The organism is Streptomyces millisiae, assembly GCF_031845425.1.
In the GTDB taxonomy this organism is placed as follows: Bacteria; Actinomycetota; Actinomycetes; order Streptomycetales; family Streptomycetaceae; genus Streptomyces; species Streptomyces millisiae.
Genome location: NZ_JAVREM010000054.1, coordinates 1 through 14,432, shown reverse-complemented (window position 1 = coordinate 14,432; position 14,432 = coordinate 1). Strand labels below are relative to the sequence as shown.

Sequence of the window (14,432 nt, the reverse complement as noted above, 5' to 3'; positions counted from 1 at the left end):
GTGAACCGCACGGGGAGGGGTGGGACCGGTGACCGGTGGCGAGGGCGTCGGAGCGGGCGTCGAGGAGCTGCTGCCCAGCATCGCCCCCGACCGCCTCGACGCGTACGAACGGCTGCTCGCGGCGCTGGCCGCCGGCGAGGTCTGGATGCTGCTGTGGCACGGCCGGTCGGGAGACCCCGAGGCCCAGTACGGCAGCATGGAGGTGGCCGGCCACGGCTACGCGCCGTGCGTCACCTCCGAGCGCGAGCTGCTCGCCAGCGGCTGGACCAGGGAGCACGAGGTGGTCGGCGGCCGGGACATCGCCGCCGCGCTCTACCCCGACCACTGGGGCCTGTGGCTCAACCCGCACGCCCCGGGCGGCGGCCTGGGCGTCCCCTGGCTCGACCTGCGCCGGATCGCCGGCGGCCTCGACCGGCTCCCGGCGGGACCGCTGCGCATCACCGAGCCGGCCGTCAGAGCCGACGGCTTCTACGCCGAGCTCGTCGCGCTCGCCGAGCGCACCCGGGTGCTGCGCAGCCTGCGCCGGGCCTGGGTGCGGCCCGCGGTGGGCCCGGCCTACCTGGTGATCGGCCTGGACGTGGAGGAGCCGGAGGACCGCTCGGCGGAGGCCGTGCGACAGATGATGCGCCAGGCCATCGCGGCCGTCCCGGAGGGGCTGCCGGTGGCCACGGTCGCGATGGCGGACGGTTACGACCCGGTCGCCATGTGGTTACGCGCCAACGCGCGCCCCTTCTACGACCGCGACGCCCCCGCGGCACACGATCCGGGTGCACTGCGCCAACACGGGTACGGGTATCCCCGTCCCCACTGACCGGGCTGACCGGGCGGAGGTACCGGTCCCGGGGTTACGGTGGAGACAGACGTCGCATATCAGACACTCGTGCTCTGAAAGGGGACGCTGCATGTACACGGTGAAGAGTTCGCTGCCCGACACCGCGACCAAGGTCGTCGGCGAGGCGTTGCAAGGGGCACTGGTGGACCTCATCGACCTCGCGCTGGTCGCCAAGCAGACCCACTGGAACATCATCGGGCCCCGGTTCAGGTCGATCCACTTCCAGCTCGACGAGGTGGTCACGACGGCGCGCTCCCACTCCGACACCGTCGCCGAGCGCTCCGCGACCCTGGGCGTCTCCCCCGACGGCCGCGCCGCCACCGTCGCCGCCGGCACCGGCATCGCCAAGGTCGCCGACGGCTGGCAGCAGGACACCCAGGCCGTCCGCACCATGGTCGACGCGCTCAACGCGGTGATCATCCGCATGCGGGAGCGCATGGACGAGGTCGGCCCGGTCGACCGGGTCACCGAGGACATCCTGATCCAGGTCACCAAGGACCTCGAGAAGCACGCCTGGATGTTCCAGGCCGAGAACGGCGGCTGACACCGGCGCCGGACGACGGCGGCCGAGCGGCGAAGGACCCCCGACCGGGCGGTCGGGGGTCCTGGCATGTCGCCCCACGTCGTAGCTTTCTGGGGAGGGGCCGCCCCGGCGGCCCGAGGGAGCGGCACGGCAGGGGAGTTGAGGATGGGCGCGCAGGACGCGCAGGATGTGCGGGACGGGCGGGACGCGCAGGACACGGCCAGGAGGCTGCGGGCGATCACCGACGAGCTGTCGGAGCGCTTCTACGAGCGGGCCGACGTGGTGCGGACGCTGGTGGTGACGCTGCTGGCCGGGCAGCACTCGCTGGTGCTCGGCCCGCCGGGGACGGCGAAGTCCGAGCTGGCCCGGGAGCTCACGGGCCGGGTGGAGGGCGCGACCTACTGGGAGATCCTGCTGTCCAAGTTCACCGCGCCGACCAGGATGTTCGGCCCCATCGACGTCGCCGCGCTGGCCAGGGGCGAGTACCGGCAGGTGTACGAGGGCCGCGCCACGACCGCGCACATCGCCTTCATCGACGAGATCTTCAAGTGCTCGACGGCCGCGCTGAACGAGACCCTCGGCTACCTCAACGAGCGGATATACCACCCGGAGAACGGCGGCGCGCCCGTCCGCTGCCCGCTGATCGGGGCCATCACGGCCAGCAACGAACTGCCCGGCGGGGAGGACTCGGCCGCGATCTACGACCGGCTGCTGGTCCGGATCGAGGTCGGGTACCTGACGGACCCCTCGAACTTCGCCGCGCTGGTCCGCTCCGCCGTCCGCCGCCCGGCGGCGCCGACCAGGACCACGGTCGAACTGGCCGCGCTGCGGCACGCCGTGACCGACGCCGTCCCCGCCGTGGATGTGCCCGACGCGATCGTGGACGCGGTGTGCACGCTGCGGGCCGCCCTGCGCCGCAGGGAACTCGTCGCCTCCGACCGCCGCTGGCGGCAGGCGGTGGGGCTGCTCCAGGCGTCCGCGTACCTCGACGGCCGCTCGGCGGTCGGCGAGACCGACCTCACGGTGCTGACCCATGTGCTGTGGGACTCGCCCGCCCAGCGCCCGACCGTCGAGCGCGAGGTGCTGCAACTGGTCAACCCGGACGCCAGGGAGGCGCTCGACCTGGCCGACACCATCGAGGAGTTGGAGGCACAGCTCGACGCCATGGCGGGGCAGTCCCGGGAGGCGCTGAGCGAGTGGGTCATCAAGAAGGCCCACAGCCGGCTCGCCATCGCCGGGCAGCGGCTGGAGAAGCTGCGCGAGGAGGCGGTGCGCGCCGGCCGCTCCACCGCCGCCATCGACCGGGTCACCGGGCGCCAGCGCGCCGTCCGCGCCCGTGTCCTCACCGAGGCCCTCGGCGTGGACGCGAGCATGGTGCGGGCCCAGCTCTGACGGGCCGGAGGACCAGATGGTGGACGACGTGCCGGCCGGCGGGCACACCGCGGCCGTGGTCGCGGACCGGTTCGACCGGCTCACCTGGCGCGACACCTACCGGCAGTCGGCCGGACTGCGGGAGCTGGTGGAGGAGCTGACCGAGCGCCACGAGCACGCCGGCGACCTGCTGACCGACGCGTTCCTGGCCGCCTACCAGGTCCGCCCACGGCTGCGCGAGCACGGCGAGATGGCCCCCTCCCGGCTGGTCAACCACCGGATCGTCGCCGCGCTGACGGAGTCGCCGGACTTCGCCGAGCTGCGCCGGGAGACGGCCGGCGACCCCTATGCCGCCGCCATGGCCGTGCTGGCCCAGGCCGCGGCGCTGCGCCGGATGCTGGAACGCTCCCGGGACGCCCAGGAGGAGGCCGAACGGGCCGCCGGGGGTGCGACGACCGTGGCGGACGTGGCGGACGTGACCGGGGCGCACCGGCGGGCGGCGCTGGCCCTCGCGGCCGCGGCCCCGGGCATCGGGGCCGAGGCGCGGAACGCGGCGGCGAGGGCCGCCGCGGCCGTGCGGGAGGAGGCCGCGCTGATGCGGGCGTGGGGCGTCGGGCCCGCCGAGCTCGAACGGATGCCGTTCGACCAGCGCGCCCGGCTCGCCGAGCGGCTGCGCACCGGCCGGCTCGCGCGGTGGGCCGAACTGATCGGTCGCTTCCGGCAGATGGCCGACGGCGAGCGCGCCCGCAGGGTGGAGAACGCCACCGGGGAGCTCGTCGGCGTCACACTCGGCGACGACCTCGCCCGCGTCATCCCCGCCGAGCTGGCCAACCTCGGCCTGCCCAAGCTGCGCGCGGTGTTCGCCGCCCGCTACGCCGCCGGCGAGCTGATGCTCTACGAGAGCCAGGGGGAGCGGGCCACCGGCCGGGGCGCGGTCATCGCGTGTGTGGACACCTCGCACTCCATGTACGAGGCGGGGCCCGGCGGGGTCACCAGGGAGGCGTGGGCCAAGGCGTGCGCCCTGGCGCTGCTGGACCAGGCCCGCCGCGCCAGGCGCGAGTTCGTCGGCGTCCTGTTCTCCTCGGCCGACCGGATCCGGATCTTCCGCTTCCCGGCCGACCAGCCGGCCGGCGTCGCCCCGGTGCTCGACTTCGCGGAGACCTTTCTCGGCGGCGGCACCAGCTACCAGACGCCGCTCAGCGCGGCCGCCGAACTGCTGGCGGAGGAGTTCGAGGACGCCGCGCGCGCCCGCGGCGACATCGTGCTGATCACCGACGACGAGTGCGACGTCACCGAGGAGTGGACCCGCGGCTGGCACGAGGCCAAGCGCCGTCTTGGCTTCCGGCTCTTCGGCGTGGCCGTCGGCGCCCCGCGCGCGGCGGGGGCCGGCTCGGTCCTGGAGGCCCTGTGCGACAACCTCCGCTCCGTCGAGGACCTGACCGACGTGCACGCCGCGGCCGACCTCTTCCGCGTGATCTGACGTGGGGCGCGCCGGAGGGATGGGGGTGGGGACGGTGGCAGGCGGACGGCGACCGCCGGGCGCGGGGAGCAGGCCGGCGCCCGGACGGTCACCCGATGATCTGCACGTCACGCCGGCCGTTCATGCCGGTGGCGGCGCGGTCTCACCCGGGCGAGGGAAATGGTCATACCGGTGGGGCGCCGCCGGCGCTCAGCTGGCCGCCGCCTTTCCCGGATGCCAGGGACAGTTGGCCGCGTGGTCGTCGTGCACCACGATGCCGTTGCCGCAGTAGGAACAGGTGACGGGCGCGGCCGGTTCCACCGGCCCCTCGAGGCCGGTGATGACCGTGACCTCGGCCAGGGGCTCGACCTCGGCGTCGGCCTCGGCCCGGGGCGCGGGCAGGTCAGGCACGGCTGGCCCTCCCGCGCGCCCGGCGCCGGGATATGGACGGGACGCCGTGACGGACGGCGGCGGTTTCGGTGTGCACCAGGTCCCCCCTAGGCGTCGTCGGTGAACGGACCCCTCCACCCTGCCGCTCCGGGGGGACCGCAAGTGTCACTCCTGGGTGACACGCGTAGCGTTGCCGTCCAGGACCCCGTCTCAGACCCCGACCCACGCCGCCAGCCGCGACAGCGCGTGCGGGGAGCTGCGGCGGATGTGCAGCAGCCCCTGCACCGTCTCGCGGACGCGTGGGTGGAAGCGGGTCTGCTGTGGCGCGAGCCGCCGGGCCAGCGACAGTGAGGCGAGCGCCGCGTCCGTCCGGCCGGTCTCCAACTCGGCGCGCGCCTGGTCGACCAGGTGCGCGGCCCGGCGCGAGGTGGCCCAGCCGCGCGGCGGGCGCACGGCGCGCGCCGCCGCGTAGGCGGCGTCGAACTGACGCAGTTCCAGGCGTGCGAACGTCTCGTGCGCGCTCACGTTGGCCGGCCCGAACGACAGCCAGTGGACGTGCCCGATCTCGCCGGAGCGCTCGGCCAGCTCGGTGGCCTGCGCCAGGTGGCTCTCCATCAGCGGCACGTCGGCGGCGCGGGCCGCGAGCACCGCGGCCCCGAGGTGCAGCTGGCCGGCCACCGCGCGCGCCGCGAGGCCGTCCGCGACCCGGCCGCCGAGCAGCCGGTGCCCCTCGGCGACCATGCGGAGACCGATGTGGTGCTGCGCGGACGGCGAACGGTAGGACAGCGCCCGCTTGTACTGTCGGATCGCCGCGAGCACCGGGTCGGACGCCCGCTCGGCGGCCCACCCCATGCGGTCGAGCGCCAGCGCCGCCAGGTCCTGGTAGCCGAGCTTGGTGGCCACGTCGTGCGCGCTGCGGCAGGTCGACGCGAGCGACCGCCACAGCTCGGTCGTCGGGCGCTCCCGGCAGGCCACGAAGAGGTCGAGCAGCAGGCTCGGCAGCGCCGCGGCCGCCAGTTGCAGGCGGGCCGCCCGCACGTCCTGGCAGAGCCCGTCGGCGGCGGCCGTGAGCTCGAACGCCGGCGCCTGCGGCAGGTACGCGTCCACCGGCAGGTCGTAGACGTCGAGCGCCTCGCGGATCGGGCGGACCAGGGCGGCGACCCGGTCGGGGTGCAGCGTGTGCACCGAGGAGCCGGTGAGCGCGGCCACGGGCACGCCGAGCGCGCGCGCCACGGCGGCGGTCAGCTGTGGCGACGCCCGCTTGTGGCCGGCCTCGACATGGCGCAGCAGGCTGTACGAGTACGGGATGCGCTGGGCGAGGCCGCGCTGCGTGAGGCCGGCTCGCTTGCGGTACGCGGCGATCCTGGCGCCGGTGCGGTCGTGGTCGTCGGGACAGGGGTCGGCCATGCGGGCTCCGTTCCTTTCCGCTCCCGGGGTGGGCGCGTGGAACGGCTCTACCCGTGGCCGACCACCGACCAGTCCGGTCGGGCGCGGTCGGTCGTGTGTGCTGAACTGCTCCCATGACCAACCGCGTTCTCCATCTGCTGGCCTGTGCCGCGCCGCCGGTGCGGTACGTCGACCGGGCGATACGCGCGGCGCGGGCCGGCGGGTGGGAGGTGTGCCTCGGGATGACGCCGACCGCGGCCGACTGGCTCGCCGACCGGCTCGCCGAGCTGGCGACGCTGACCGGCCACCCGGTGCGCGTCGAGCACCGCGCGCCGGGCGCGCACGACGGCTGGCCCTCGGCGGACGTGACCGCCGTCACCCCCGCGACGCTCAACACGGTGAACGCCGTCGCGCTCGGCCTGACCCCGACCTGGGTCGCCGCACACGCGTGCGAGGCGCTGGGCAAACGGCGGCCGCTGATCGTCATGCCGTGCGTGAACAGCGCCTACGCCTCGCACCCCCAGTTCGACCGCTCCGTCGCGACCCTGCGCGCCACCGGCGCCCGCGTCCTCCTCGGCCCCCCGGACGGCTTCGTCCCCAACCCGCCGGGCCAGGGCCGCCCCGAGTCCTACCCCTGGCACCTGGCCCTCGCCGCGGCGGAGGCCATGAGTTGACAGCGGGCCGCGCGCGCCCACTGGTTCCTGGCCAACGTCCTGGTGCGGAAGGGGACTCCGGCGCGGGCGCTGTCCGCGCGACGGTACTGGGGCGTGAGCGCCACCGTGCCGCTCGCCCCGGCGCTGGTCCTCGTCCTGTGGTCGACGGTCGACCGGCTCTAGCGGCCGCCTTCCGCCGAGCCACGCCCGCGAGCGGGTGAATGCCCGGGGTGGCGGGGAGCGGCGGGGTGTGATCGGGGGCGACGTTCCGTCGATTCCCGATTCATGGAGAGCAGGAGAAAGACATGCGCATGCGTAGCGCCTTCGCCGCCACCGCGCTGGCGGCCGTCAGCGTCATGGGCGCGGCCGGTGTCGCCAACGCGGACGCCGACGCCGCCGGGTTCGCCGCCGGGTCCCCGGGCATCCTGTCCGGCAACAACGTTCAGATTCCGATCAACCTGGAGCTGCAGGTCTGCGGCAACACCATCGACATCCTCGCGCTGCTGAACCCCGCGTTCGGCAACGTCTGCGTCCAGAAGTGACCCGCTCGAAGCCCCCCGTCCGGCCGGCCGGACGGGGGGCTTCGGCGCGTTCAGAGCCGGACCAGCGCCTGGACCGGGGCGTGGTCGGAGGGGTAGCGGCCGTCGTGGCGGTAGGTGTTGATCGCCGCGCGCAGCACGGTCACGCCGTCGCCGGCGAGCACCCAGTCGATGCGGTTGGCGCCCTCCACCGGGTCGCGGTAGTTCGGGAAGGTGCCCCACGCCGGGGTCAGTCGGCGCTCGGCGGTCAGCCAGGTGTCGGACAGACCGGCCTCCGCGGTGAGGATCCGGTAGGACTCGGACGTGCCGGCCGGGGTGTTGAAGTCACCCGTGAGCAGGACCGGCAGCGTCGGGTCGAAACCGCCGATCCGGTCGCGCACCAGGGCGGCGCTCCGCTGGCGCGAGTTCTCCGACTGGTGGTCGAAATGGGTGTTCACGTGCGTGAACTCGCGCCCGGTGCGCGCGTCGCGGAACCGCACCCAGGTGACCATCCGCACCACCGTGTTGCCCCAGCTGGCCGAGCCGATCACCGAGGGCGTGTCGGAGAGCCAGAAGTGGTCGTAGTCCAGCGGCTCCACCCGGCGGGCGTCGAAGTAGATCGCCATGTACTCGCCCCGGCCGCCGCCCTCCCGGCCCAGGCCGATCCAGTCGTAGTGCCCCGGCAGGTCGTCCCGCACCTGCTTGACCTGGTGGTAGAGGGCCTCCTGCACGCCGAGCAGCGTCGGCCGCTCCAGGTCGAGGAAGCGGGCCAGGACCGGGCGGCGGTCGGCCCAGGAGTCGGGCGTCCCGGGCGCGGCGTTCGCGTCCATGCGGATGTTGAACGTCATCACGTGCAGCCGGTCGCCGGTGGCCTCGCCGATCAGCGCGTCGCGAGAGCCCCGCTCCAGCGGCGCGGCGGCCGTGGCCTGCGTCGCGCCGAGGCCGACCAGGCCGGCGGCGCCCGCGGCGCCGGCCGCGCCGAGCACCCCTCGCCGGGAAATCCCCATGACAGTCCTCCTTGTGCTGGGAAGTCAGCGTCCGACGAGGACTGTCGCCGCCGCACACGTCCACGCGCCGAACGCCAGTCGAACGTTGGGAGGTGCGCCGGTTCCCGTTGAATTTTGTCGAAGCGGTACAAGTTTTCCCAGCTTCCGGCACGGGGCATCAACTCGACGTAGATTCATGGAAGTTAAGGGAAAGGAGCGGGCCGTCGCGGCATGCGCCGTCTTGCGGTCGGCCCGACCCCGGACGTAGATGTCATAGGAGTCCGCGAGCCCACCAGCCGGGGTTCGCAACCGCTTATCCGATCGGGGGGTTAACCATGGCCACTCCGCTATCCGCCGACAAACTGCTCAAGGCCCTGAAGGACGAGGGCGTCAAGGTCGCCGAGTACAAGTCGTGGCGGACGCACAACCGCAACGGCGCCGGAGCCTGGGGCCCGGTCCACGGCGTGATGATCCACCACACGGTCACCTCGGGCACCGACTCCTCGGTCGCCCTGTGCTACAACGGCCGCTCCGACCTGCCGGGGCCGCTGTGCCACGGCGTGATCGCCAAGGACGGCACGGTCCACCTCGTCGGCCACGGCCGCGCCAACCACGCGGGCAAGGGCGACGGCGACGTGCTCGCCGCCGTCATCGCGGAGCGCGACCTGCCCGCCGACAACGAGTCCGACACCGACGGCAACGTCCACTTCTACGGCTTCGAGTGCATCAACCTCGGAGACAACGAGGACCCCTGGCCCGCCGCCCAGGTCGAGGCCATCGTGCGCGCCTCCGCGGCCATCTGCCGCGCGCACGGCTGGGGCAAGGAGGGCGACACCTCGGTCATCGGCCACCTCGAGTGGCAGCCGGGCAAGGTCGACCCGCGCGGCCCCGGCATCTCCATGGGCGACGTCCGGCGGCGCGTCGCCGAGCGCCTGCGGCACGACGCGGGCTGGAGCCCCGACACCGGAGACCAGGAAGACGAGGAGGGGGACATAGTGCCCAAGCGCTCCCTGTACGGCACCCACGAGTACACCAGGACCATCGAGCCCGACACCTGGACCACGCTCCACTTCAACCGCCAGTACGAGGGCAAGGGGTGGGTGGAGAAGGAGCCGCAGGTCAGCATCCTGTTCGGGCCGGTCTTCTTCTCGGCCTCCATAGGCGTGCGGGTCAGGGGCCTGCAGCGCGGCGCCGAGTTCCAGATCCGGCTCGCCAGGTACCAGGAGGGCGAGGACGGCAAGTTCGAGCGCACCGGCACCCTCCCCATCAACTCGCCGGTGCACTCGGGCGGTGACGGCCACTTCACCTACACCTGGACGGGGCAGCTCACCGGCAGCCGCAGGGGCCGGCTGCGCGTCGAGGTGATCCACTTCGGCGACGAGCCGGTGACCGTCGACTGGGCGCTCGCCGAGTCCCTCTACTGGGCGGCCTGAGCCCCCGGCCCGGCCCCGCCGGTAACGGTCTCCCGCCCTCACGCCAAGCAGAGGTGTAGGAATTGGCACGAGGGCGGGAGACGCTTACGTGAACATAACCAGAAGCCGCGGCGGGCCGGCGGCCGCCGCCCGGGACCCGGAGCTCTTCGAGGAGTTCTACCGGGCGCACGTCGACGCGGTGACCCGCTTCCTGGCCCGTCGGATGGACGACCCGCACACGGTCGCCGACCTCACCGCCGAGGTCTTCCTCGCCGTGATCGACTCCGGGCACACCTACCGGCCCGCGCTCGGCAGCGAACGCGGCTGGCTCTACGGCGTCGCCCGCAACATCGTCTCCGCCGAACGCCGGCGCACCGCCCGCGAACACGTGCTCAACGGCCGCGTCGCCGGCCGTCGGCTGCTGGAGGCGGACGACATCGCGCGACTCGAGGAGAAGCTCGTCGCCGAGAACGAGGGCCGCCGCCTGGTCGCCGCCCTCGCCGACCTGCCGGAGGGCGAGCGGGCGCTGCTCGAACTCATCGTCGCCGACCAGCTCTCCGTCCCCGAGGCCGCCCACGCCCTCGGCATCCGCCCCACCGCCGCCCGGGTCCGCCTGTACCGCGCCCGCGGCCGGCTGCGCGCGGCGCTGGCCGGCGGCCAGGACACCGCCGCCACCGAGACCACCACCACCATCACCACCGACGGGGCCGTCGCGATCACCGGGAGCAGGGCATGAACAGCACCTTCGAGGACCGCCTGCTGGACGAGCTCAAGGACGAGGTCCGCCGGGCCGCCGCCACCGAGGCCCCGGCCACCCCACGCCGCCGCCTGCTGACCCCCGCCCGCGCCGGCCTCGGCCTGGCCGCGGCGGCCGCGGCCGTGTCGTTCCTCGTCCTGCCGGGCGGCGGCGCCTCGGCCGCCTACGCGGTGGAGCGCAACGAGGACGGCACGGTGGCGTTCACCTACTTCCAGTTCCGGGAGTACGACGCGGAGGACATCAGGGACATGGTGGCCGACCTGCGGGCCGCCGGTATGACGGTCGTCGAGGAGCCGGAGGACGTGCTGGTCTGCGGCGGCGGCGACCGCTATCACCCCCTGGGGCAGACCGACATGGCGACGGTGGATTCGGACGGCGACGCCGGACCGGCGGATCCACGCGTCTCCCTCCGGGTCATCCAGGCGAGCAGCGGCCTGGAGGAGCTGCCCGGCACCGGCGAGGAGACCGGCTTCCTGCTGGAACCCGGCGACACGGTGGTCCACGACACGCACGGCGACATGGAGGCCCTCGCCTTCTTCCCCGGCTCCTGCGCATAGCCCCCGCCCGCCCCGGCGGAGCCGGTACCGTGGCGCGCATGCGCTACGAGGCACGGCACAGTGCGACCCGCGGCTGGTACGTCGTCTCGGACGAGGGCCATCTCGCCCACGTCCCGGACCCCGAGACATACCACCTGCGGGCCGCGCTGTTCGAGCGGCAGGAGGACGCGGAGCGCTGCGCGGCCGAGCTCACCCGGCTCGGTCAGCTCAGCTAGCGGCACTAGCGGCGGCGCTCCGCACCAGCTCCAGGTACCGGTCCCAGTCCCAGTGCGGGCCGGGACAGATCCGCACCACGTCCGGCACCTCGTTGTGGCCCACGATGTGGTCCCGGTCCACCGGGATCCCGTACCGCGCGCAGATCCCGGCCACCAGCCGCGCCGACGACTCGTACATCGTGTCCGTCAGGTAGGACGGCTCGTCCGCCCAGCCCTCGTGCTCGATGCCTATGCTGCGCTCGTTGAAGCCCCGGTTGCCCGCCTGGTAGGCGACGTCCAACTCCCGGACCATCTGGGCCACATGGCCGTCCTCCGAGCGCACCACGTAGTGCGCGGCGGCCTGGTGGTTCGGGTCCTGGAAGACCCGCAGCGTGATGTCGTAGGTGGCCTCCGGCATGTGGATCACCACCCGGTCGATGTCGTAGCCGCGCGGGCGGCTCGCCCGCCGGTAGTTCGCCGGCGACGCCGGGACCCACTCGGCGCCCGGGTGATCCACCTCACCCTCGACCCGCGGCGTCTCGACCCCCGAGTACCGCCACCACCAGTCGTTCAGCCGGTCCCGCGCCACGTACCCGCCCAGGCCCAGAGCCCCCGCCGCGCCGCCGAGCAGCACCGCGCGCCGGCCGACACCACGGCGCGTGGTGTTCCCATGTTCACCCATCGAACCCTCTCCACCCCCTCCACGCTCCACGCAGCCGAGAACGCCCGCGGCCCGCGGTCGGTTCCAGCCCGGCTCGTAGAATCGGCTCCACCATGCCCTACTTCGACCACGCCGCCACCACCCCCATGCTGCCCGAGGCGATCGCGGCGATGACCGCCCAGCTCACCAGCACCGGGAACGCCTCGGCACTGCACGGCTCCGGGCGGCGGGCCAGGCGCACGGTCGAGGAGGGGCGCGAGGCACTGGCCGCCGCGCTCGGCGCCCGGCCGAGCGAGGTGGTCTTCACGGCCGGCGGCACCGAGGCCGACAACCTCGCCGTCAAGGGCCTCTACTGGGCCCGCAGGGCCGCCGACCCGCGCCGCACCCGCGTCCTGGCCAGCCGCGTCGAGCACCACGCCGTCCTCGACGTCGTCGAGTGGCTGGCCGACCACGAGGGGGCCGACGTCGACTGGCTGCCGGTGGACGCCTTCGGCCGGGTCCACCCCGACGTGCTGCGCGCCGCCGTCGAGCGCGACCCGGAAAACGTGGCGCTGATCACCGTGATGTGGGCCAACAACGAGATCGGCACCATCCAGCCGATCCACGAACTGGCCGCCATCGCCGGCGAGTTCGGCATCCCCATGCACGCGGACGCGGTGCAGGCCGTGGGCCAGCTGCCGGTGGACTTCGAGGCCTCGGGCCTCGCCGCGCTCACCGTCTCAGGACACAAGATCGGCGGCCCCTACGGCATCGGAGCGCTGCTGCTCGGCCGCGCCTGGACCCCCACCCCCGTGCTGCACGGCGGCGGCCAGGAGCGCGAGATCCGTTCCGGAACCCTCGACGTGCCGGCCATCGCCGGCTTCGCCGTGGCGGCCGAGCTGGCCGCGGAGCGCCGTGAGACGTTCGCCCGCGAGATCGGCGCCCTGCGGGACGAGCTGATCGCGGCCGTCCGCGAAGCGGTGCCCGACGCCCTGCTCGGCGGCGACCCGGACCCGGCGGGCCGGCTGCCCGGCAACGCGCACTTCGCCTTCCCCGGCTGCGAGGGCGACTCGCTGCTGCTGCTGCTCGACGCCCAGGGCATCGAGTGCTCCACCGGATCCGCCTGCACGGCCGGCGTCGCCCAGCCGAGCCACGTGCTGCTCGCCACCGGCGCCGACCCCGAACTCGCGCGCGGCACCCTGCGGTTCAGCCTCGGGCACACCACCACCCGGGACGACGTGACCGCGGTGGCCGAGGCCATCGGGCCGGCCGTCGCCCGGGCCAGAACCGCCGGGCTCAGCTGAGCCGGCCGCCGTACCCTGGATGACGTTATGACTGACACACCTGCCCCCCGGTTGAAGGTGCTGGCCGCCATGTCCGGCGGCGTCGACTCGGCGGTCGCCGCCGCGCGCGCCGCCGAGGCCGGGCACGACGTGACCGGCGTCCACCTCGCGCTCTCCGCCAACCCGCAGTCCTTCCGGACGGGGGCGCGCGGCTGCTGCACCATCGAGGACTCCAGGGACGCGCGCCGTGCCGCCGACGTCATCGGCATCCCGTTCTACGTCTGGGACCTCGCCGAGCGGTTCAGGGAGGACGTGGTCGAGGACTTCATCGCCGAGTACCGGGCCGGCCGCACGCCCAACCCGTGCCTGCGGTGCAACGAGAAGATCAAGTTCGCCGCGCTGCTCGACAAGGCGCTGGCGCTCGGCTTCGACGCGGTCTGCACCGGCCACTACGCCAGCGTGGTGCGGACCCCCGACGGCGGCCGCGAGCTGCACCGCTCGGCCGACCTGTCCAAGGACCAGAGCTACGTCCTCGGCGTCCTCGACGAGCGGCAGCTGGCGCACGCGATGTTCCCGCTCGGCGACACCCGGGCCACCAAGGCCGAGATCCGCGCCGAGGCGGAGCGGCGCGGCCTCGCGGTGGCCCGCAAGCCCGACAGCCACGACATCTGCTTCATCGCGGACGGCGACACGCAGGGCTTCCTCGCCCGCCACCTCGGCTCCGCCGAGGGCGACATCGTCGACGAGGCGGGCCAGAAGGTCGGCACCCACCAGGGCGCGCACGGCTTCACCGTCGGCCAGCGGCGCGGCCTGAAGATCGGGCACCCGGCGCCGGACGGCAAGCCGCGCTACGTCCTGGACATCTCGCCGGTCGACAACCGCGTCACGGTCGGGCCCGTCGAGGCGCTGGACGTGACCGCGCTCACCGCCATCCACCCCCGCTGGTGCGGCGCCCCACCGGCCGGCCCCGGCGACTACACCGCCCAACTGCGCGCCCACGGCGGCGAGACCCCGGTCACCGCGGAACTCGTCGACGGCGCGCTACGGGTCCGCTTCGCGGAGCCGGTGCGGGGGGTGGCCCCCGGCCAGGCGGTCGTCCTCTACGACGGCCCCCGCGTCGTCGGCTCCGCGACGATCGCCACCACGACCCGCGCCACGACGACGGCGAGCGCCTGAGGTTTCGCTGGGCGCTGTGCCTTGGCCACCGGCCCGCAGGGCCCGGCTCGGCGGCTTCGCCGCCACGAGCCGGGCCCTGCGGCCGTGCCGGCCTGCGGCCGTGCCGGCCTGCGGCCGTGCCGGCCTGCGGCCGTGCCGGCCTGCGGCCGTGCCGGCCTGCGGCCGTGCCGGCCTGCGGCCGTGCCGCGCCCACCCACCCGCCCTTTGGCGGGTGGCCTCGCGCGGCACGGGCCGCGTGGCCCGGCGGCGCAGCCGCCGCGGGCCCTCGGCCCTGGCGGGCCGTGCATCGCGTGAC

16 protein-coding genes are annotated in these 14,432 nt (G+C 74.3%); 12 read left to right on the top strand and 4 right to left on the bottom strand.

What is annotated here, in order from left to right; all coding sequences use genetic code 11:
- Positions 1-28 precede the first annotated feature (28 nt).
- The 4 genes from RNC47_RS27505 (at position 29) to RNC47_RS27490 (ending at position 4,206) form a co-directional block, all read left to right on the top strand.
- The gene (locus RNC47_RS27505; RefSeq protein WP_311602516.1) at positions 29-811 is read left to right on the top strand and encodes an enhanced serine sensitivity protein SseB C-terminal domain-containing protein; all 783 of its coding nucleotides are present in this window, start codon (positions 29-31) and stop codon (positions 809-811) included.
- Between the two features lie 91 nt (positions 812-902).
- The gene (locus RNC47_RS27500) at positions 903-1,376 is read left to right on the top strand and encodes a Dps family protein (RefSeq protein ID WP_311602514.1); all 474 of its coding nucleotides are present in this window, start codon (positions 903-905) and stop codon (positions 1,374-1,376) included.
- Between the two features lie 144 nt (positions 1,377-1,520).
- The gene (locus RNC47_RS27495) at positions 1,521-2,747 is read left to right on the top strand and encodes an AAA family ATPase (protein WP_311602513.1); all 1,227 of its coding nucleotides are present in this window, start codon (positions 1,521-1,523) and stop codon (positions 2,745-2,747) included.
- Between the two features lie 16 nt (positions 2,748-2,763).
- A complete protein-coding gene (locus tag RNC47_RS27490; RefSeq protein WP_311602512.1) occupies positions 2,764-4,206 on the top strand; it encodes a VWA domain-containing protein in 1,443 nt (480 codons plus the stop codon).
- A 189-nt stretch (positions 4,207-4,395) separates the two neighbouring features.
- Here RNC47_RS27490 and RNC47_RS27485 read toward each other — a convergent pair whose 3' ends face one another.
- Both RNC47_RS27485 and RNC47_RS27480 read right to left on the bottom strand, forming a co-directional pair.
- Complete coding sequence (locus RNC47_RS27485) at positions 4,396-4,596, bottom strand: hypothetical protein (protein ID WP_311602510.1); 201 nt, start codon at positions 4,594-4,596, stop codon at positions 4,396-4,398.
- Positions 4,597-4,785: 189 nt separating this feature from the next.
- Positions 4,786-5,982, bottom strand: a complete 1,197-nt coding sequence (locus RNC47_RS27480) for a helix-turn-helix domain-containing protein (RefSeq protein WP_311602508.1) — start codon at positions 5,980-5,982, stop codon at positions 4,786-4,788.
- A gap of 113 nt (positions 5,983-6,095) precedes the next feature.
- On the opposite strand from RNC47_RS27480, the gene RNC47_RS27475 reads away from it, so the two are divergent.
- Both RNC47_RS27475 and RNC47_RS27470 read left to right on the top strand, forming a co-directional pair.
- Positions 6,096-6,635, top strand: coding sequence for a flavoprotein (locus RNC47_RS27475; RefSeq protein WP_311602506.1), 540 nt, complete (start codon positions 6,096-6,098; stop codon positions 6,633-6,635).
- 284 nt (positions 6,636-6,919) lie between these two features.
- Positions 6,920-7,156, top strand: a complete 237-nt coding sequence (locus tag RNC47_RS27470) for a chaplin (protein WP_311602503.1) — start codon at positions 6,920-6,922, stop codon at positions 7,154-7,156.
- Between the two features lie 50 nt (positions 7,157-7,206).
- On the opposite strand, the gene RNC47_RS27465 is transcribed toward RNC47_RS27470, so the two are convergent.
- On the bottom strand, positions 7,207-8,139 hold the full coding sequence (locus RNC47_RS27465; RefSeq protein ID WP_311602501.1) for an endonuclease/exonuclease/phosphatase family protein: 933 nt from the start codon (positions 8,137-8,139) through the stop codon (positions 7,207-7,209).
- Between the two features lie 314 nt (positions 8,140-8,453).
- Between RNC47_RS27465 and RNC47_RS27460 the strand changes: the two genes are divergently transcribed.
- The 4 genes from RNC47_RS27460 to RNC47_RS27445 all read left to right on the top strand — a co-directional run bounded on the left by RNC47_RS27460 (position 8,454) and on the right by RNC47_RS27445 (position 11,059).
- The gene (locus tag RNC47_RS27460; protein ID WP_311602499.1) at positions 8,454-9,551 is read left to right on the top strand and encodes a peptidoglycan recognition protein family protein; all 1,098 of its coding nucleotides are present in this window, start codon (positions 8,454-8,456) and stop codon (positions 9,549-9,551) included.
- Between the two features lie 94 nt (positions 9,552-9,645).
- Positions 9,646-10,266, top strand: coding sequence for an RNA polymerase sigma factor (locus RNC47_RS27455; protein WP_311602547.1), 621 nt, complete (start codon positions 9,646-9,648; stop codon positions 10,264-10,266).
- Positions 10,263-10,844 carry a hypothetical protein gene (locus RNC47_RS27450; protein WP_311602497.1) on the top strand — a complete coding sequence of 194 codons (582 nt, stop codon included), beginning with the start codon at positions 10,263-10,265 and terminating at the stop codon, positions 10,842-10,844. Before RNC47_RS27455 ends, RNC47_RS27450 begins: the two co-directional genes overlap by 4 nt.
- Positions 10,845-10,882: 38 nt before the next feature.
- Positions 10,883-11,059, top strand: coding sequence for a hypothetical protein (locus RNC47_RS27445; RefSeq protein ID WP_311602496.1), 177 nt, complete (start codon positions 10,883-10,885; stop codon positions 11,057-11,059).
- On the opposite strand, the gene RNC47_RS27440 is transcribed toward RNC47_RS27445, so the two are convergent.
- Entirely contained in the window at positions 11,052-11,720 is a 669-nt protein-coding gene (locus RNC47_RS27440; RefSeq protein ID WP_311602494.1) for an N-acetylmuramoyl-L-alanine amidase, read from the bottom strand. The genes RNC47_RS27445 and RNC47_RS27440 overlap by 8 nt on opposite strands.
- A gap of 92 nt (positions 11,721-11,812) precedes the next feature.
- On the opposite strand from RNC47_RS27440, the gene RNC47_RS27435 reads away from it, so the two are divergent.
- Together RNC47_RS27435 and mnmA are read left to right on the top strand one after the other, a co-directional pair.
- Entirely contained in the window at positions 11,813-12,982 is a 1,170-nt protein-coding gene (locus tag RNC47_RS27435) for a cysteine desulfurase family protein (protein ID WP_311602493.1), read from the top strand.
- A gap of 27 nt (positions 12,983-13,009) precedes the next feature.
- The gene (mnmA, locus tag RNC47_RS27430) at positions 13,010-14,137 is read left to right on the top strand and encodes a tRNA 2-thiouridine(34) synthase MnmA (RefSeq protein ID WP_311602491.1); all 1,128 of its coding nucleotides are present in this window, start codon (positions 13,010-13,012) and stop codon (positions 14,135-14,137) included.
- The last annotated feature ends 295 nt before the right edge of the window (positions 14,138-14,432 follow it).